The following is a 19,574-nucleotide window of genomic DNA, read 5'->3' on the forward strand; positions in this document are numbered from 1 at the left end:
AATTATCCATTTTTTTAATTTTAGAGCTTCAGCCGTTCAAATATAAATATTATAGATAGCCTTTCATGCCGAAACTGCGAAAATTGCTCTTCCCTTTTTCCGTCCTTTACCATGTTATTACTGGCATTAGGAATCAGCTATATGACAATAATATTTTAAAATCTTCATCTTATGATCTTCCGGTGATAGGTGTGGGGAATCTCAACATGGGAGGTACAGGAAAGTCGCCAATGATCGAATACCTTCTGAAATTACTTTCTTCAGAATATAAACTGGCGACTCTAAGTCGCGGATATAAGCGAGAAAGCGCCGGGTTTCAGCTGGTTGAGAGCGATGTTGCTGCCAGCAGGGTGGGGGATGAGCCTTTGCAGTTCAAGAATAAATTTCCTGAGGCAATTGTAGCTGTAGATGCCAATAGAAAAAAAGGTATCGCAGAATTACAAATTTTTACGCCTGATGTCATCCTTTTAGATGATGCTTTTCAGCACCGGCAGGTAAAGGCTGGTTTCTATATATTGTTAACGGGTTACGGAGACCTGTATGTAGACGATCTTTTGTTGCCAGGGGGAAATTTAAGGGAATCTTCTACGGGTGCTGAAAGAGCAGATGTAATAGTAGTGACCAAATGTCCGGCCGATCTCTCTCATGAGGAAATGGACCGAATAAGGGGAAAGATCAGACCTAACCCACAGCAGGGCCTTTATTTTTCATATATAAAATACTCCGATACAATAATTTCAAAAACAGATGAAAGACCTCTGAAAGATGTTTCAGCTTCAGAATTCTTTTTGGTCACCGGAATAGCCAATCCCAAACATTTTCTGGAGTTTTTAGCTTCTAAAGATATACGTCTTGATCATCTCAGGTTTCCGGATCATCATAGTTTTTCAGCCAAGGAGATAAAAGAACTTAAAAACAATCCAAAGAAAATTCTGACTACAGAAAAGGATTATATGAGATTAAAAGACAGGTTGCCGGAGAAGCAGATATATTACTTACCCATTAAAACGAAATTCCTTAATAACGGGGAGACAGGTTTCAATAAAATGATTTTTGATTTTATAAATAAAAAATGAGGTGCGGGGAGCACCTCATTTTATTTTGGCTAATTCAAACTATATAAGATAAGTCTTCTCTATATAATTTTACTGGCCTTATATTAAACAAAGCACGTGCCAAAGAATTAAACAGTTGTTTCTCTGGGTGCTAGATATTTATTGATTTTATGGAAGAATTCCTCTGTTTTATAAGGTTTTGGGATGATGTCGTTAAAACCGTTGAGGTAAAATTCATCAAGGTTTTCATCAAGGGTAACCGCCGTTAGAGCAATAATAGGAATCTCTGCATTGAACTTTCTTATTTCTATGGTAGCCTCAATTCCGCTTATCCCTGGCATATGTATATCCATGAGGATGAGGTCAAAATGATTATTTTGTACTTTTTCTATTGCCGTGGTTCCGTTATCGGCAACATCACAGATCACTTTATTCTTTTCCAGAATCTTTCGGGTGATCATCTGGTTGATTTTATTGTCTTCCACTACAAGGATACGCTTATCCTCCATGATATCGTTAGAGATCTTTGGATCATCAATCTTTTCCGGAACAGGAGTTTTTTGAACTTCTGCTTCAGCTGTTTCAAATTGAAGTTCGAAACTGAATTTTGAACCCTGTCCTAATTCACTTTCAAGTTCAATTTCACTGTTAAGCAGGCTCAAAAGATTCTTTACGATTGAAAGCCCCAATCCCGTACCACCAAATTTCCGGTTGATCTGAGTGGAGCCCTGGGTAAAGTTTTCGAATATTGCCTTTTGTTTTTCTTTGCTAATGCCTTCACCATTATCCCGAATGTCGAATTGAAGAAAGATATTCTTTCCCTCCTGCCTATTTTTCTTGACAGAAATCCAGATATCACCATCTTCAGTGAATTTGATGGAATTCCCTATCAGATTAATTAAGATCTGGGAGATTTTAAGTGGATCCCCGATCAATTCCTTAGGGATGCTTTCGTCAAAATCAAAATGAAGTTTGGTTTTCTTTTCATCTGCAGAATTCTTCAGGGCAATCAGCACATCAGACATTCTTTTCTTAAGATTGAAAGTAGATTTGACAATCTCTACTTTGTTTGCCTCAAGCTTATTAAGGTCTAAAATATTATTGATTAGTGATAACAGATATTCACCCGAAAACTTGAGGGAATTAAGATGTTCTTTCTGACTTTCAGTAGGGCTTTCCTCCATAAGCAGGTGGGTAAGGCCTGTTACGGCATAAAGAGGAGTTCTTAGCTCATGGGTAATGGTAGAAAGGAACTGCGCTTTGGCCATAGAAGCTTTTTCAGCATTTTCCTTTGCGAGTATCAATTCAGAATTTTTCTTCTGTAAGAGCTCATTTGCTCTTGCTCTTAGATTATTGTTCTTGTACAATGAAAGGGTAAGAAGCGAAAGGATTGTTATGAGCGCCACACTTAAGATAGTGGTTAGCTTATTTACCTTCAGAGTTTTTTCCTGTTCCGCATTTTGCAGCGTGAGTTCATTTACGGTAGACTTTAAAGATTCCATCCCAAAGCGCTCATTTGTTTCGCTGGCCAGTGCTTCCTTGTTCATATTGAACACAGCTTCCTGGATTTCAATAGCTTTTTTCAGGTACTCAAGAGCTTTACCCGGATCGTTTTGTAATTCGGCTATCTGGCTTAGCAAGCTGTAGGAATACATTTTCATTCCTATAAAATCTCCCGAATCGGCGAGGTTAAAGGCGCCTAAAGCGGATTGCTCAGCCTTTTCAAGATCATTTTCCCGTATTAGGTATCGGGCCCGGTAATAATGTAGCCTGGAAAGTTCATAATTATTCTCACTTTCCTTTAAATAGATTTCTGCATTATTTAAAAAAGAACTGGCCTTGTCTTTCGTGTTCTTATCTCTCAGGAAGACCACCGCCTTATTTAAGGCAATTATCCCTAATTGTTCGGCATTTTCTTCTTTTTCATAATATTGTTCTGAAAGGTCGAAATATTTCAGGGCGCGGTCGGTCTCACCCTTGGACAAGAAGAGTTTACCGTAGAGGATGTAGGAATAGGCCAGACCCGATTCGTCATTTATTTCTCTTTGTATTTTAATGGCACGTTGAAGCTGGGTTATACCTTGATCGTATTCATGTCGCACATGATACATCCTCGCAAGTATGCCGCTGGCCAGGGCAATGTAGCGTTTATGGTCTATGCGCTTTGCCAGTTCCAGGGATTTGTTAAGTTGCATCTGAGCCTTATCAAACTCCATTATATCAATGGACTTCTCAGCTTCATTTAATAATTGTTTTATTTGGGCAGGGCGAGGTTGAGCTTCATCTATCTTTGAATCCTGAAAACTCAAGGTTAGAAAACAACAAAATAATAAAAAGGTTAGCTTCAAGTTCTTCATTCGGGAAAAATAGCAAGCTGCTGTTACTGTGGTTAAATATAGCTATTTATCGTTAATGAGTGAAATTAAATCGATAAGACGTCTGGAGTAGCCATATTCATTATCATACCAGCCTATTATTTTTATAAGTGTTCCGTCAATTACCGACGTCATTTGCGCATCAAAAACGCAACTATGCTCATTGTCAAGGATATCCACGCTGACAATAGGATCTTCGGTGTATTGAATTATTCCTTTCATGGAATTTACCGATGCCTCCCTAAAAAGCTGATTTACTTCAGATATATCTGTCTTTTTTTCAACGTTAAGGGTCATATCTGTTAGCGAGCCATTTGGTACCGGAACCCGGATACCGCATCCGCCAATCACATTGCTTAGATCAGGGAAAATATGAGTTAAGGCTTTGGCTGCTCCTGTTGTTGTGGGTATAATTGACTGTGCGGCAGCCCTGCTTCTCCTAAGATCCTTATGAGGTTTATCATGCAGGCTCTGGTCTGAAGTATAAGAATGCACCGTGGTTATATAGGCCTGATTTACCTTCAGATTATCATTGATCACTTTGAGCATTGGTGCTGCATTGTTCGTGGTACAGGATGCATTTGAGATAATTTTTTCGGTACCGTCTAAAATATGTTCATTGACGCCCAGTACAACCATTTTTATATTTTCATCCTGTGGTGGAACCGATAGGATTATTTTTTTAACACCTGCCTTGAGATGTGGCTTTAAAGATGCTTCGGTTTTGAACTGTCCAGAGCATTCTACCACGTAATCCACTTCATAATCATTCCAGGGGATATCCCCGGGATTTCTGTAACGAAGTAAAGGAATAAGCCTGCCGTCTACAATTATACCTTCCTCTTTGAAACTTACTTCAGCTTTTAAGGTTCTGTGAACACTGTCGTATTTTAAAAGATGAGCGAGACTTTGCGAATCGTGAATATCATTAATTGCAACCACCTGAATGGACGGGTGGCTTAACAATAAACGAAAAAGACTTCTTCCTATTCTGCCAAAACCATTAATGGCAATATTAATAGTTGGGGCCATTAGCTGACTAGTTTATATGTTTTTGAGCTTTATATGAAGATCTAACCAGTGCACTGCTTTCCACATGTCTAAAGCCCAGATCGAGCCCGATAGCTTCATATTTTTTGAACTGGTCTGGAGTAACGAACTGTTTCACTGGCAGGTGTTTTTTACTTGGTTGTAAATACTGGCCTATGGTAACAATATCAACTCCTGCCTCTTTAAGATCGTGCAGTGTCTGGATCACTTCATCTTCCTGCTCTCCAAGGCCCAGCATGATACCGGATTTGGTCCTGCGTATACCACTTTCCTTTAAATATTTTAATACACCGAGGCTTCGTTCATATTTTGCCTGAATCCTCACCTCCCGGGTAAGTCGTTTTACGGTTTCCATATTATGAGAAACCACTTCAGGCATCACTTCCACGATTCGGTCTATATTCCTTTCATTTCCCTGAAAATCAGGAATGAGGGTCTCCAGTGTGGTCTCGGGATTCATTCTTCTTATAGCCTTGACTGTTTCAGCCCACATGATAGATCCCATATCCTTAAGATCATCGCGATCCACACTTGTAATAACAGCATGCTTGATCTTCATGAGCTTGATAGATCGGGCTACTTTTTCAGGTTCATCCCAGTCTACGGTCTCCGGTCTTCCTGTTTTCACGCCGCAAAAACCACATGATCGGGTACAAATATTACCCAGGATCATAAAGGTAGCGGTCCCTTCGCTCCAGCATTCTCCCATGTTAGGACAACTTCCTGAAGTACAGATAGTATGAAGGTCATACTTGTCTACAAGGTTTCTTAATTCGGTATATTTCTTTCCGGTAGGGAGTTTAACACGAAGCCACTTAGGTTTTGGCTTTCTTTCGGTTTTAGATTCTACGGGTGCAACGTCTGTATTCATAGCAAAAAACTGAGCGTCAAAGATACAATAATAAGCTGAACTGCATAAATTAGACCGGACAGCTTTTGCTTCCTTACTTAAGTTTTCTATTCTCTATTATTTCGGCTAAAAGTTTCTTGGCCCTCAGTAGTTTAACCTTCACATTATTCATAGGTTCATTAAGGCTGTTCGCGATCTCTTTATAGCTTTTTTCCTGAAAGAACCGCAGATTTATCACTTCCTGATAATGGGGCTTTAACTGCTTGATATCTGCCAGGAGTTGTTCAAGATGCTGCTCCTTGATGAGTTTGTCTTCTATGGTTGGAGTTTCATCTGCGATTTCGTAAAGGCGGTTCTCATCCTGCACACTGGTCTTTGAACTTATTGAAGCACTTTTCTTTCTTATCTGGTCTATGTGAATATTCTTGGAGATCGCTATAAGCCAGGTGGTGAAGGAGTAATTTTCGTCAAAGGTATCAATCTTGTTAAAGGCTTTGGAGAAGGTTTGGATGGTAATATCCTCAGCTTCGTATTCGTTCTTGGTCTTTTTGAGCTGAAAGCCATATACATCGTTCCAGTACTTGTCCAGCAGGTAATTGAAAGCTGCCTGGCTACCTTCCTTAGCCTCTTTGATCTTTTCCAGGAGTGGGTCCGGATTTATTTCCAATGTTTTGGTTTTGAAATGAGGTTAGATATAAAGATAGCCATTTGCATAAAGATGAGAAAGAGATCGAAGAACGGAAATAACCATGCAACGTCCGTTTCATTCAGTTTTTTTGCCGATTTGAAATAAACGAAAGCTTCTACAAGCAGTTTGAAACCTAAAATCCCCAGGACAATTTCCGGATATACCTGAAGCGCCAGGAGCACTGCCAGCAAGATCCAGAAAATAAATCTCACTATATAAAAGGCACCCAGTAAGAATTTGTGTGTTGTTTTATAATGGCTGGCCACTGAAACATGTCTGCGTTTCTGATTGAACCATTCTGAAAACTTATTCTTGGGCACACTACGGGTTATCGAGTCCTGACTGAAACAAATAGCCGTATTTTTTGAGGTAGAGGCTTCGTTAACAAAAAGATCATCATCGCCAGATCTCAGGTGCAAATGATTAGCAAAACCTTTTAACTCATAGAACTGTGTAGAAGTATAGGCCAGGTTGCGTCCAACTCCCATATAAGGGGAGCCCAGGCGGGCATATGAAAAATACTGAATAGCGGTGAGAAGCGTTTCAAAACGTATGAGCTTGTTGAGCAAAGACCCGGTGTGGTGAAAATATCCTCCATAACCAAGAACTATGGAAGTGCCAGGTTGAAATTTCGAGGACATTTCTCTTATCCAGTTCCGGCTCTGAGGAGCACAGTCAGCATCAGTAAATAGTAGATGTTTATTCCGGGCTTTCTTAATGCCCAGGGTCAGGGCATACTTCTTATTGGCCCAAAAGGCTTCATTGTTCTGAACGTCAACGATCTGTATCCTTGGATCGTTCTTCTGAAATTCCTCAATGATCTCCAGGGTATTGTCTGAAGAAGCATCGTTTATAATAATGACTTCAAAATCGGGATAATCCTGTTCTAGGATAGAGGGGAGGAAGTTCGCGATATTTTCTGCTTCATTCTTTGCGCAAATGATTACTGATATCGGGACTTGAGGGTGGAGCTGCGTTTTACTTCCGGCAGTTGCGAAAGAAAAAAACGAGAAAAAATAAATAAGACTAATAAGGGTAACAACAATAAATGCTCCTAGTAGAATTGCTCCCATCCAGTTTAGTTGATCTTAGGAGTTTCTGAACAATTTTCTCTTTCCTCGGGCATTTTTCCACAATAACTACAGGCTTCTCCAGATTTATTCAAATATGGGTTCTGGCTGGCACAGGTGCCGGCAAACTTTCCATCTTTCTTGCCCCAGATCTTAATGGCGATACCAGCAAATGCGAGGGCTAGTAATACAATACTTATAATTAATAGTTTCATGTCTGTTCTTTATTCTGTTGCAAAAATAACAATAAAAAGAAGCATGGGAAAATCCAATAAGGCATTAGTATAACCTTTACATTATTTAACTAAAATTTAATCGAATTGTTCGCTGTAAGTGCCTTTTGCACAATATCTTGCGCTGTTAATCAAAAAAAAACTACGATTATGAAAATGAAAATTTTATTTATGGGCTTTGCTCTTTCGGGATTGATATTAACGTCCTGTGGAGATGGCAGTAAAAAAGAAGAAGATAAAGAGCGCATGGAGCAGATGGAGGCTGAAAGAGAAGCTGAAATGCAGGCCGAAAAGGAGAGAATGGAAATGGAATCCAATAGTATTGCTGCCAAAGCACAGGAAACCGATACTCTTAGTACCCTTGTTAGTGCTCTTCAAACCGCTGAAATGGTTGATCTTTTAACAGTTAGCGAAGGGCCTTATACAGTATTCGCACCTGATAATGCTGCGTTCGAGAAAGTTGATAAGGCAACACTTGATACTTTGATGCAAAACCAGGAAGAGCTGAGTGGTCTTCTTGAATATCACGTGGTAGAAGATGAGATCACCTCCCAGGAACTGATAGAAATGATCAATGATAATGAGGGTGTATTCACTATTACCACCCTTGGAGGAGGCGAGCTTAAAGCAAGCCTTGAAGGGGAGAAGGTAATCTTAACCGATGAAGCAGGAAATAAAGCTACAGTGGTTCAGGCAGATATAGATGCTTCCAACGGTATTGTGCATATTATTGATGGCGTGGTAATGAAAAAGTCATAAATATTATGACTATAATGATATAAAGGGACTCTTTTTCGAGTCCCTTTTTTTATATGATATTTACTTCAGGTTCCAGGCGGATGTCAAATTTCTCATGAACCTCTTCTCTTATCTTTTCAGCCAGAGCCCAGATTTCCTGCCCTGTGGCTTCACCATAGTTAACAAGTACAAGCGCCTGGTTGCGATGCACTCCGGCGTCGCCTTCACGATAACCTTTTAAGCCGGCTTTTTCTATAAGCCATCCTGCGGGAACCTTGATCAATTCATCAGAAACATGATAAGAGGGTACACCTGGATATTCTTGCTTGATCTTTTCAAATTGTTCTGCTGAAATAAGAGGATTCTTAAAGAAACTTCCACTATTCCCAAGGTGTTTAGGGTCGGGCAATTTAGACTGTCTTATCGCGATTACTGCGTCTGAAATATCTTTTATGGTTGGAGACTGGATTTTCCTGCTTTCGAGTTCTGTTCTTATTGAACCATATTCCGTATGCAGTGAATGATCCCTTTTTGTTAGCCTGAAATTAACGGCAGTTATTATATACTGGCCTTTCAGTTGATTCTTGAAGATCGAATTTCGGTATCCAAATTCACATTCTGCCAGATTGAATTCACGCTCCTCCAAGGTCTGGATGTTCATGGTATGACAACTCACAAAAGAATCCTTCAGCTCTACACCATAAGCCCCGATATTCTGAATTGGTGCCGTACCCACATTTCCAGGAATTAGGGACAGGTTCTCAAGCCCACCATAATCCTGTTCCAGCGTCCACATTACAAAATTGTGCCAGTTCTCTCCGGCGGCAGCCCTAACCAGTACATCATCTTCGGTTTTAGAAATAATCTCTTTTCCCTTTATCCCGATATGAACCACGGTTTTATGAATATCACCGGTTAAGAGCATATTACTTCCCCCGCCCAGAATGAATAATTCCGACGCATAGGTCTTACGAAGGATAACTCGCAGGTCTTCCAGATTCCTAACAGAAATAAATCTGTCAGCTTTTACATCAATGCCAAAGCTATTGTAGTTTTTAAGAGAAAAATCTTGCGATATCTGCATTAATTCAGTGACTTATATTCTTTAAGAGCCTTGTCCAGTATATTGATGGAGCGCTCAAGATTTTCCTTTTTTAATACATAGGCTATTCGTACCTGATTCTTTCCAGTGTTCGGAGTTGAATAGAAACCGGCCGCAGGCGCTACCATAACCGTTTCGTTATTGTCCTCAAAGCTTTCAAGAAGCCATCGGGCAAAATCATCGGCATCTTCAATAGGAAGCTCCGCTATACAATAAAATGCTCCTTTTGGTTTGGCTACCCTTACTCCTTCTATCTTTTCAAGGCCATCAACAAGAAGGTTCCTTCTATAGGTGTATTGTTCTATAACTTCATCAAAGTATTCCTGGGGAGTATCCAGGGCTGCTTCACTGGCAATTTGAGCAAAAGTTGGGGGGCTAAGTCTTGCCTGGGCAAATTTCATGGCAGTGGCGATCACTTCTTTGTTCTTGGATACCAAACATCCAATTCTTGCTCCGCACATACTGTATCGTTTGGATACAGAGTCTATCATAATAGCGTTTTCAGATAACTCCGGAATACTCATAATGGAATGGTGCTGAGCCCCTTCGTATGCAAATTCTCTGTACACTTCATCTGAAACTATAAAAAGGTCATGTTTCAGGGCCAGATCGGCCAGCTGCTTAACTTCTTCCCGGGTATAAAGGTATCCGGTGGGATTACCGGGATTACATATGAGAATCGCTTTTGTTTTCTCTGTGATAAGCTTTTCAAATTCTGAAATAGGGGGGAGGGCGAAACCATCCTCTATACTTGCCTGTATAGGTCTTATTTTAACTCCCGATGCGGTTGCAAAGCCGTTATAATTTGCATAAAACGGTTCAGGAATTATTACCTCATCTCCGGGATCGGTAATGCTTCCCATTGCAAAAAGCAATGCTTCTGAACCACCCGTAGTAATGATGATATCTTCTTTCTCTACCGGTAAGGCCGTTTTCTGGTAATACCCCGAGAGTTTTTCGCGATAAGTATCAAATCCTGCTGAATGGCTATAAGAAAGCACTTCTATATTATGATTTCTTACCGCATCCAAAGCTGCTTGCGGAGTTTTTATATCTGGCTGACCGATGTTCAACTGATAAATTTTTCGTCCTTTTTTCACTGCAGCTTCAGCGAAAGGAACAAGTTTTCTTATAGGGGATTCGGGCATCTCCTGGCCCTTAATTGAAATTTTAGGCATCACATTTTATTTACGCAGTGCAAAATTGCAAAATTAAAGCATTAATCAATAATTATAGCCGGGGAATTATCCTTGATTTTTCGTAATTTAACGTAAGATGACCTTATTTAAAAACATATCAGTCCGGACGATAATCATTGTTTTTTCAATTGTTTTTTCACCGGTTTTCTCACAAAATGATTTTACCATAGAAAATGCCAAAGGAGAATTCAAGCAAAAGTTTGAACTTGTTAATGATTTAGTGATAATTCCTGTTGAAGTGAACGGTCAGGAATTATCGTTCTTGCTGGATACTGGAGTGAATTCTACAATTCTGTTCAGTTTTCCTTCTGAAGACTCTCTGCGGGTAAACAACCCCGTCACGGTATATTTGAAAGGAATGGGTGTTGGGAAACCTCTTAGAGCTCTTAAGAGCAATCATAACACTATAAAAGTTGGAGAAGCTACAAGTAAAGATCATAGTATCTACATAATCGAAGGAGATCTTTTTAGTATTTCAAACCGTCTTGGTTTCCCATTGAATGGAATATTGGGCTATGATTTTTTTAAAGATTTTGTGGTTGAGTTCAATTATAAAAGAAAATTCATGCGGGTATTCAATAAAGATGAATATGAGTATGATCGTTGCAGAAAATGTGTGGAGTTACCCTTGAAGTTTTATAAAAATAAACCTTATATAAATGCACAGGTCTCCATTGAAGGAGAATCACCCCGCCAGGTAGACCTGCTGGTAGATAGTGGTTCGGGAGATGCATTATGGTTATTTAGTGACGAGGAAAAGGGTATCTATCTGCCAGAGCGATCTTTTGAGGATTTTCTTGGTTTTGGGATAAGCGGAAGTGTTTATGGTCACAGAAGCAGAATTAAAATGATTTCATTGGACAAATATGAACTTGAGGATGTAACGGTTAGCTATCCTGATAGTCTTTCACTGGAATCGGTCACTTCTTTGGAGGAACGTGATGGAAGCCTTGGGGCCCAGGTTCTGAAGCGCTTTCATTCGGTTTTCGATTATAGTGGCAAAACCCTTAGGTTAAAGCCTAATAGTGATTTTAATGATCCTTTTGAATATAATATGAGTGGGGTTGTTATAAAGCACAACGGTTACCAAATTGTGAGAAACGCACCGGCAGCAAATTCGTTTCAGATTGAGGATGAAGATCCTGCTCAGGAAGGCACACGGGTCTATCAAACCACGCGACAGGTGATCTATAGTCTGGAGCCAAATTATGAAATAGCCGAAATAAGACCCGATTCCCCGGCCGAAGTATCCGGTTTAATGGTGGGAGATGAAATAGTGCGACTTAATGGTAAGCCGGCCTATAAGTATAGTCTTCAAAAGATTTTCGAAATATTTTCCTCCAAAGAGGGAAAAAGAATAAGGATGGAGGTTCTTAGGGAAGGGGAAACACTGGAAATAGAGTTCAGATTGGAACGAATCCTGTAATAAAAAAAGCCTTCCAGTGCTGGAAGGCTTTTGTAATAAGATATTGTGGATATTAACTATCGTCAGATTCGTCTATTACAGTACCTTTTATCTTTAAGGCTTTTACCGGTTCTTCAGAATTTGAATAAACGGTAACCGTCTTTCTGATAGGACCTACCCGTTTAGTATCGTATTTAACCTCAATCTCGCCTGTTTCACCTGGCAATATCGGTTCTTCAGGCTTCTTTGGTACGGTACATCCACAACTTGATTTAACGTCTTCTATCACAAGAGGAGCGTTCCCTGTATTCTTGAATTCGAATACCCTTACACCATCACTGCCTTTCTTAATTTCACCATAATCTATGGTTTCAGATTTAAATTCCATTTTTGCTTTATTCTGGGCCTGTGCCACAGCAAGGCCTGCAAATAGGAATATTGTGATCACAACTAGTTTTTTCATAATTTCAATTTTTAAGCGGAAAAGTAAAGATAAGCTGAAATACTCCAATTCTCAAAATTTTAATCATTTCAGCAGCTTTCATAATCCTCTATTAATATTTACTTTTGCCATTATTTCAAAAATCAGACCAAGAGATGGCAATTGCTGCACAATACAATGCGAAAAGAGTAGAAGATAAGTGGTACGGCTACTGGATGAAAAACAATTATTTTCATTCTGAAGTCGATGAGAGAGAGCCATACACGATAGTGATCCCCCCGCCTAATGTTACAGGTGTCCTGCATATGGGGCATATGCTGAATAATACCATTCAGGATGTCCTGGTTAGAAGGGCCCGGCTAAAAGGCTATAATGCCTGTTGGGTGCCCGGGACAGATCATGCGTCTATTGCTACAGAAGCTAAAGTGGTTGCCAAACTTAAGAATGAAGGTATTGATAAAAAAGACCTAAGCCGCGATGAATTTCTACAGCATGCTTGGGACTGGACCCATAAGCATGGTGGAATAATTCTTCAACAGCTGAAAAAGCTGGGAGCTTCATGTGACTGGGAACGTACCAAGTTTACCATGGATGAAGATATGTCGGCTTCCGTTATTAAGGTCTTTGTGGATCTTTACGAAAAAGGGCTCATCTACCGAGGTTATCGTATGGTGAACTGGGACCCACAGGCAAAGACAACTTTGTCTGATGAGGAGGTGATATATGAGGAAAGAAACGGTAAGCTTTATTATCTCAAATATAAGATTGAAGGAAGCGATGAATTTCTGACCATTGCAACCACCCGACCTGAAACTATACTGGGAGATACCGCCATCTGTATAAACCCGAATGATGAGAGATTTCAGCATTTAAAGGGTAAAAAAGCCATAGTGCCAATATGTAACCGTACCATTCCGATCATTGAAGATGAATATGTGGATATGGAATTTGGTACCGGGTGTCTTAAAGTAACTCCTGCTCATGATGAGAATGATAAGAATCTTGGAGATAAGCATAATCTGGACGTGGTGGATATTTTTAATGATGATGCTACATTAAATCACTACGGTCTTCACTATGAAGGTAAAGATCGTTTCGTGGTGCGTGCCGAAATTGTCGAAGAGCTGGAATTGTCCGGTTTTCTGGCCAAGGTTGAAGATCATGTGAATAAAGTAGGAACCAGTGAACGAACAGGAGCGGTTATAGAACCCAAATTGAGTGATCAATGGTTTCTTAAAATGAAGGAACTGGCTAAGCCGGCTCTTGATGCAGTGCTGGGTGATGATATAAACCTGGTTCCCGACAAGTTCCTGAATACTTACCGTCACTGGATGGAAAATGTGAGAGACTGGAATATCTCTCGTCAGTTATGGTGGGGGCATCAGATACCAGCTTACTACTATGGAGAAGGCAAAAACGACTTTGTAGTGGCCGAAACCTCACAGGAGGCTCTGGAGAAAGCCAGAAAGGCTTCAGGAAATGAAAGCCTGGAAGCTACAGATCTGACTCAGGATAAAGATGCTTTAGATACATGGTTTTCATCCTGGTTGTGGCCTATGAGTGTTTTTAATGGTATTCTGGAGCCGGAGAATGAAGAGATAAAATATTATTATCCTACGAACGATCTTGTAACTGCTCCCGAGATACTTTTCTTCTGGGTGGCCAGAATGATCATGGCAGGATATGAATATCGCGGGGAAAAGCCTTTTAAGAATGTCTACCTTACCGGAATAGTAAGGGATAAGCAAAGGCGTAAAATGTCTAAATCCCTTGGTAATTCGCCCGATCCGCTTGGGCTTATAGAGCAGTATGGAGCCGATGGCGTTAGAGTAGGGATGTTGCTGAGTTCTCCCGCTGGAAATGACTTGATGTTCGATGAAGACCTTTGTAAACAGGGAAGCGCTTTTTCAAATAAGATATGGAATGCATTCCGTCTGGTAAAAGGCTGGGATGTGGACGAAGATATAGCGCAGCCGGAAACGGCCAGAATAGCTGTCGAATGGTATAGCTCCAGGTTTCAGAATACTTTGAGAGAAATTGAGGATCATTATTCAAAATACAGAATTAGTGATGCATTGATGGCCACTTATAAGCTGGTTTGGGATGACTACTGCAGCTGGTTCCTTGAAATGGTAAAACCAGGCTACGGTGAACCGATAGATGTAAAAACCTACAAGGCTGTTATCGCAATACTGGAAGATAATCTGAAAATCCTTCATCCTTTCATGCCGTTTGTAACCGAGGAGATCTGGCAGGAAATTACAGAGCGTACACCTGAAGAGGCATTGATAATTGCGAAATGGCCGGAAGAGAAAAGCTTTGATGAAACTATAATCAAGGAATTCGCTCATGCAGCTGAGGTTATCGCCGGGGTTAGAAAGATCAGAAAGGACAAGAATATTTCTTTTAAAAATGAGATAGACCTAAGCGTTTTAAATAATGAGAATACTTCTAAAACCTTTGATCCGGTAATCTCTAAAATGGGAAATATTCCAAATCTGGAATATGTTACCGGTTCAGTAGACGGGGCTTTATCCTTTAGGGTAAGATCCAATGAATACTTTATCCCGATCGTTGGCGCTATAGATGTGGAGGCCGAAAAGAAAAAGATTGAAGAAGAACTCAGTTATACTGAAGGATTTCTTAAGTCAGTGGAAAAGAAACTTTCCAACGAGAGATTCGTCAATAACGCTCCTGAGAAGGTGGTAGCGATTGAAAAAGCCAAAAAAGCCGATGCCGAAGCGAAGATCGAAGCATTGAAAGCAAGCTTAAAAAATCTGAATTAATCAATTCAGATGTTATAGAAATAAAAAGGAGGACTAGATGTCCTCCTTTTTTTATCTGTAATTTTTTATTTTTTCTATTCCGGAATTGTTCCAATATGAAGTTCTACGAGCTCAATATATTTTTGGCGGGCTTCTTCCTTACTTAGATCCTTCACCTGGACAAGCGCATTCACTTTGAAAGCACTTCTTAGATCTCCACGATTGGTTGTGGGGATATAAAAGCCATTTTTTTCTGTAGCTCTCTTGTAAAGTGCATAAAAATGCAGAAGTACATCAGGAGGAAACTGCTGATCTGTACTACTGGCCATTTGATAAGCCTTTAGAAATTTTGTATTTTCTTCTGCCATCATAAGCGTTTATGAAGCAACATCAGCAATTACGCTAACACCACCCTTTACCTTTTCATTCAATCCAACTCTTATCTTAGTTCCCAAAGGAACGAAAACGTCAACACGGCTTCCAAATTTTATGAATCCGCTATCACTTCCCTGAGCCACTTCAGCATCTACCTCTGCATAATTTACTATCCTCTTTGCCATAGCTCCGGCAATTTGCCTGTAGAGTATCTCCCCGGCAACTTCATTCTTAACCACCACCGTGGTCCTTTCATTCTCTTCACTGGACTTTGGATGCCACGCTACCAGGAATTTCCCCGGATGATACTTACTGTAGGTAACCTTACCACCCACAGGATGGCGGGTAACATGCACATTTATTGGAGACATGAAAATGGATATCTGAAGGCGGTTATCCTTGAAATATTCTTTTTCATATACTTCTTCAATCGCTACTACCTTTCCATCTACCGGCGCAATAATATGTTCATTATTGTGCTTTGTAACTCTTTTCGGATTTCTGAAAAACTGAAGTATCAGAATGAAAAAAACGATAGAAGCCAGTAGAATGGCAAATTTTATCCAGTATATATTAATTAAACTGTAAGTGATGATATTTATTGCGATCAGGATGATCGCAGTAATGGTCATTATTTTGTATCCTTCCTTATGAAACATAGTTCAATATATATAAATAAGCATAAATAAACGGACTTGCAAAGATAATACTATCCAGCCTGTCAAACAATCCGCCGTGCCCGGGCATAAGTTTTCCGCTATCTTTTACGCCTGCCTGGCGCTTAAATTTAGACTGAATGAGATCGCCAAGCGTACCAAATAAACTCATGATTATTGCCAGTCCCAGCCATACTTCCGCATATAAGAAATGCGTATAATGCCAGAAAAGATAACCCATGATACATGTAAACACCAGGCCTCCTGCAAACCCTTCTACGGTTTTATTTGGAGAGATCTTTTCATAAAGTTTTGTCTTACCAAAATTCTTACCTACGAGGTAGGCAAAAGTATCGTTGGTCCATATCAGAAAAAAGATTCCGATTACCAGATTCGGCTTGAAGGTGCCCTGAATAGTAGGAATCAGGGTGAGGAATATGGTAGAAGAGATCAAATAGAAAATTATTATGATATATTTTTTCTTCTCAAAAACCGGAATTTTCTTGACAACCAGCAAATCTTTCACCAAAAACAGGTTGACGAATATCGTTATGAATAATAATAGAATTGTGGCGTCCTGGTTGAACTTTAAAAAACTAAACAGGTAGAATAATATAGCCTGTAAAAAGTAAAGCGCGTAGCTTTTAAGTCGCAGCAACTTCTGCATTTCAATCAGACAAACCAGACTCAAAATGTAGAAAAGCAGAATGAAAATCAGCTCGGAAGAGAGAATTGAGGCAACTAATATAGATGTATACAACAATCCCGATACAGCACGTATTATGGTTTCCCTCATAAATTACAGATCTTCCAGTAGGAGCAAATATAAGTTTTTTGTACTACTTCCGTAACTCATGAAATCACCCTCTTTTTGAGTCTCAAAATTTTTAATGGTGGTGATATTGGAAGGGATTTGCTGTTTATTCTTGAATTTGATTCCTCTAAGGCCTTCGCCAATGGTATCTATCAACTGGCTGGTAGAGGAGAGGATTACGAAGTTTGCAGGAAGGTCATGCAGCTTACGCTCTTTTATCTGATTTGATGAAATTAGAATGGAACCATCGTTCGCAACCAGAAATTCGCAGGTAGAGAGGAAGAAATCTGCACTTGCCGAGGTATTGAACTTCAGGTTGTATGAATTGAACTTGCTTTTTAACTTATCATCAAAACAGCAGCATTGCTTTTCATACCAGTCGTTCTCCATCAAAATATTATCGAATGCGTCCTGTATTTCCGCATCATCTATGCAATACAGAAATTTGCCCCCGTTATTCTTAAAGTTCATCATAAAGCGCTCATCGGTAGGTAGTTTTACCTCCGGCATGTACTTTCCTCTCTCAGCAGTCTCAGGTATATCCTGATCCTGATCTGATTTGGGTTTTGGATTGAGAAACCTCTTGAATAGATTCATAGAGTTTTGGGTATGGTTCCTACAGTCATTTTACCAAAGTTAAAAAATCTCAAATTAACCTTTGTTGAATTTGAGATTTTTTACTTGGAACTTCTACACTACTTATTAACCGAATCGTTTTCGGTCAATTCTTCCTTATCATCTGTATTTTTCCCCTTTGCAACAGGCGCTTCTTTGCCATTTTTGCTTTTTTCCTCGAGGGTGTTCTTTTCCTTTACAGGTTGTCCTTCTTCTTTTTCTTTGTTGAAGGGACGCTTCCCGAAAATCTTTTCAAGATCATCTTTAAAGATCACCTCCTTGTCCAGTAGAATCTCTGCCAGTTGTGTAAGCTTATCCTTATTGTGCTCCAGAAGGTCTACAGCACGCTGATACTGGTTCTCGATAAGATTTGAGATCTCCTTGTCTATTAATTCGGAAGTCTTTTCACTATAAGGTTTCGTGAAGTTGTACTCACTCTGTCCTGAGGAATCGTAATAAGTTAGGTTACCTACAGCCTCGTTAAGACCATAAATTGTAACCATGGCCCGTGCCTGTTTCGTAACCTTTTCAAGGTCGCTAAGAGCTCCCGTGGAGATCTTATCGAAAATAACTCTTTCTGCAGCACGACCACCGAGAGCGGCACACATTTCGTCCAGCATTTGCTCAGGTCTAACAATAAGTCTTTCTTCAGGTAAATACCATGCGGCTCCTAAAGACTGGCCTCTAGGGACAATTGTCACTTTTACAAGTGGTGCGGCATGTTCCAGCATCCAGCTAACAGTAGCATGGCCTGCCTCATGAAAGGCAATGGCTTTCTTTTCATCGGGAGTAATGATCTTGTTTTTCTTTTCAAGACCTCCTACTATCCTGTCTACGGCATCAAGGAAGTCCTGTTTTCCTACTGCTTTGTTACCTTTTCTTGCTGCGATTAAGGCAGCTTCGTTACAAACATTGGCAATATCTGCTCCCGAGAATCCTGGGGTTTGTTTAGCCAGGAATTCTATATCCAGTTCATCTGAAACCTTTTTAAGAGGTTTTAAGTGAACTTCAAAAATTTCTTTTCTTTCTCTAAGATCGGGCAGGTCAACATAGATCTGACGGTCAAAACGCCCGGCTCTCATAAGAGCTTTGTCAAGTACATCGGCACGGTTGGTAGCGGCTACAACTATAACATTGGTATTGGTGCCAAAACCATCCATCTCGGTAAGCAATTGGTTAAGTGTATTCTCGCGTTCATCGTTTGAACCTGAGAAATTGCTTTTTCCTCGTGCTCTACCAATTGCATCTATCTCATCAATAAATATAATAGAAGGTGATTTTTCTTTTGCCTGTTTAAAAAGGTCTCTAACACGTGAAGCTCCAACACCTACGAACATCTCAACAAAGTCAGAACCTGATAATGAAAAGAAAGGTACTTTGGCTTCTCCGGCTACGGCTTTTGCAAGCAAGGTCTTACCTGTTCCCGGAGGGCCTACAAGTAATGCTCCTTTTGGGATCTTACCTCCGAGTGAGGTGTATTTATCCGGATTTTTAAGAAAATCCACGATCTCCTGTACCTCTTCCTTAGCGCCTTCAAGACCGGCAACATCTTTAAATGAAGTCTTGACATCGGTATTCTGGTCGAATAACTTTGCTTTGGATTTTCCAATGTTAAAGATCTGACCTCCAGCGCCACCACCAGCGCCCGAACTCATCCTTCTCATGATGAATATCCATACTCCGATTATTAGAATAAATGGTAATAATGCCCAAAAGAGTTCTCCCAGTACATCGTTGGATGTTTCATAGGTCACAATCGTGTCCAGGTTATTCTCCTTTTTGATCTCGTTGATATCATTCTCAAAATTCTGAAGATCTCCAAACTGGAAACTATAAGTTGGGCTTTCTCCGGTAGGGAAGATATCGGGATCGGTATTTTTCTTATGGATTTCTTTTTGTTTGGCCTCCTCGGTGAGATAAACCCTTGCCAGGTTGCGGTTGATGATCTCAACTTTTTCAATATCTCCGTTTCTTAGAAAATCCTTGAATTCTGCCGGATTGGTTTTGGCAGGTTCAGAGAAACCGCCTCCGCCAAAAAAATTTATGCCTAAAAATATGATAATGATCGCCGCGTAAATCCAGTAGGCACTGAATTTAGGTTTTTTGGGATCTAGTTTTTTCTTCGGTTTTTGATTCGCCATT

General features: G+C 40.0%; 18 protein-coding genes. 4 read left to right on the forward strand and 14 right to left on the reverse strand.

Features of this window, described 5'->3' with window-relative positions:
- Nucleotides 1-65 precede the first annotated feature (65 nt).
- A complete protein-coding gene (gene lpxK / locus EZJ28_RS11325) occupies nucleotides 66-1,076 on the forward strand; it encodes a tetraacyldisaccharide 4'-kinase (protein ID WP_131397912.1) in 1,011 nt (336 codons plus the stop codon).
- 107 nt (nucleotides 1,077-1,183) lie between these two features.
- On the opposite strand, the gene EZJ28_RS11330 is transcribed toward lpxK, so the two are convergent.
- The 6 genes from EZJ28_RS11330 to EZJ28_RS11355 form a co-directional block, all read right to left on the reverse strand.
- Entirely contained in the window at nucleotides 1,184-3,412 is a 2,229-nt protein-coding gene (locus EZJ28_RS11330; protein ID WP_131397914.1) for an ATP-binding protein, read from the reverse strand.
- A 42-nt stretch (nucleotides 3,413-3,454) separates the two neighbouring features.
- Entirely contained in the window at nucleotides 3,455-4,462 is a 1,008-nt protein-coding gene (gene gap / locus EZJ28_RS11335) for a type I glyceraldehyde-3-phosphate dehydrogenase (RefSeq protein ID WP_131397916.1), read from the reverse strand.
- A gap of 7 nt (nucleotides 4,463-4,469) precedes the next feature.
- The gene (gene lipA / locus EZJ28_RS11340) at nucleotides 4,470-5,351 is read right to left on the reverse strand and encodes a lipoyl synthase (RefSeq protein ID WP_131397918.1); all 882 of its coding nucleotides are present in this window, start codon (nucleotides 5,349-5,351) and stop codon (nucleotides 4,470-4,472) included.
- Nucleotides 5,352-5,424: 73 nt separating this feature from the next.
- On the reverse strand, nucleotides 5,425-5,997 hold the full coding sequence (locus EZJ28_RS11345; RefSeq protein WP_131397920.1) for an RNA polymerase sigma factor: 573 nt from the start codon (nucleotides 5,995-5,997) through the stop codon (nucleotides 5,425-5,427).
- A complete protein-coding gene (locus EZJ28_RS11350) occupies nucleotides 5,988-7,091 on the reverse strand; it encodes a glycosyltransferase (RefSeq protein ID WP_131397922.1) in 1,104 nt (367 codons plus the stop codon). The genes EZJ28_RS11345 and EZJ28_RS11350 overlap by 10 nt, the downstream gene beginning before the upstream one ends.
- Before the next feature lie 5 nt (nucleotides 7,092-7,096).
- Complete coding sequence (locus EZJ28_RS11355; RefSeq protein WP_131397924.1) at nucleotides 7,097-7,303, reverse strand: membrane or secreted protein; 207 nt, start codon at nucleotides 7,301-7,303, stop codon at nucleotides 7,097-7,099.
- 168 nt (nucleotides 7,304-7,471) lie between these two features.
- Between EZJ28_RS11355 and EZJ28_RS11360 the strand changes: the two genes are divergently transcribed.
- Entirely contained in the window at nucleotides 7,472-8,080 is a 609-nt protein-coding gene (locus tag EZJ28_RS11360) for a fasciclin domain-containing protein (protein ID WP_131397926.1), read from the forward strand.
- A 49-nt stretch (nucleotides 8,081-8,129) separates the two neighbouring features.
- Here the strand turns inward: EZJ28_RS11360 and murB are convergent, their stop codons facing one another.
- Together murB and EZJ28_RS11370 are read right to left on the reverse strand one after the other, a co-directional pair.
- The gene (murB, locus tag EZJ28_RS11365; RefSeq protein WP_131397928.1) at nucleotides 8,130-9,143 is read right to left on the reverse strand and encodes a UDP-N-acetylmuramate dehydrogenase; all 1,014 of its coding nucleotides are present in this window, start codon (nucleotides 9,141-9,143) and stop codon (nucleotides 8,130-8,132) included.
- Nucleotides 9,143-10,339: a pyridoxal phosphate-dependent aminotransferase gene (locus EZJ28_RS11370; RefSeq protein WP_131397930.1), complete on the reverse strand. Its 1,197-nt coding sequence runs from the start codon at nucleotides 10,337-10,339 to the stop codon at nucleotides 9,143-9,145. The genes murB and EZJ28_RS11370 overlap by 1 nt, the downstream gene beginning before the upstream one ends.
- A 97-nt stretch (nucleotides 10,340-10,436) precedes the next feature.
- Here EZJ28_RS11370 and EZJ28_RS11375 point away from each other — a divergent pair, with 97 nt between their 5' ends.
- The gene (locus EZJ28_RS11375; protein ID WP_131397932.1) at nucleotides 10,437-11,786 is read left to right on the forward strand and encodes an aspartyl protease family protein; all 1,350 of its coding nucleotides are present in this window, start codon (nucleotides 10,437-10,439) and stop codon (nucleotides 11,784-11,786) included.
- A gap of 52 nt (nucleotides 11,787-11,838) precedes the next feature.
- Here the strand turns inward: EZJ28_RS11375 and EZJ28_RS11380 are convergent, their stop codons facing one another.
- Nucleotides 11,839-12,228, reverse strand: coding sequence for a DUF1573 domain-containing protein (locus tag EZJ28_RS11380; RefSeq protein WP_131397934.1), 390 nt, complete (start codon nucleotides 12,226-12,228; stop codon nucleotides 11,839-11,841).
- A gap of 134 nt (nucleotides 12,229-12,362) precedes the next feature.
- Here EZJ28_RS11380 and EZJ28_RS11385 point away from each other — a divergent pair, with 134 nt between their 5' ends.
- A complete protein-coding gene (locus EZJ28_RS11385; protein WP_131397936.1) occupies nucleotides 12,363-14,993 on the forward strand; it encodes a valine--tRNA ligase in 2,631 nt (876 codons plus the stop codon).
- 74 nt (nucleotides 14,994-15,067) lie between these two features.
- Here EZJ28_RS11385 and EZJ28_RS11390 read toward each other — a convergent pair whose 3' ends face one another.
- The 5 genes from EZJ28_RS11390 to ftsH all read right to left on the reverse strand — a co-directional run bounded on the left by EZJ28_RS11390 (nucleotide 15,068) and on the right by ftsH (nucleotide 19,573).
- Entirely contained in the window at nucleotides 15,068-15,343 is a 276-nt protein-coding gene (locus tag EZJ28_RS11390; RefSeq protein WP_131397938.1) for an acyl-CoA-binding protein, read from the reverse strand.
- Nucleotides 15,344-15,349: 6 nt separating this feature from the next.
- Entirely contained in the window at nucleotides 15,350-16,006 is a 657-nt protein-coding gene (locus EZJ28_RS11395) for a phosphatidylserine decarboxylase family protein (protein ID WP_131397940.1), read from the reverse strand.
- Nucleotides 15,996-16,799 (reverse strand): phosphatidate cytidylyltransferase, encoded by an 804-nt coding sequence (locus EZJ28_RS11400; RefSeq protein WP_131397942.1) that lies wholly within the window; start codon nucleotides 16,797-16,799, stop codon nucleotides 15,996-15,998. The genes EZJ28_RS11395 and EZJ28_RS11400 overlap by 11 nt, the downstream gene beginning before the upstream one ends.
- 3 nt (nucleotides 16,800-16,802) lie before the next feature.
- On the reverse strand, nucleotides 16,803-17,414 hold the full coding sequence (locus EZJ28_RS11405) for an LUD domain-containing protein (protein WP_131397944.1): 612 nt from the start codon (nucleotides 17,412-17,414) through the stop codon (nucleotides 16,803-16,805).
- A gap of 98 nt (nucleotides 17,415-17,512) precedes the next feature.
- Nucleotides 17,513-19,573: an ATP-dependent zinc metalloprotease FtsH gene (gene ftsH, locus EZJ28_RS11410; RefSeq protein WP_131397946.1), complete on the reverse strand. Its 2,061-nt coding sequence runs from the start codon at nucleotides 19,571-19,573 to the stop codon at nucleotides 17,513-17,515.
- Nucleotide 19,574: the final 1 nt, after the last annotated feature.

The organism is Gramella sp. KN1008 (genome assembly GCF_004332155.1).
Taxonomy (GTDB): Bacteria; Bacteroidota; Bacteroidia; order Flavobacteriales; family Flavobacteriaceae; genus Christiangramia.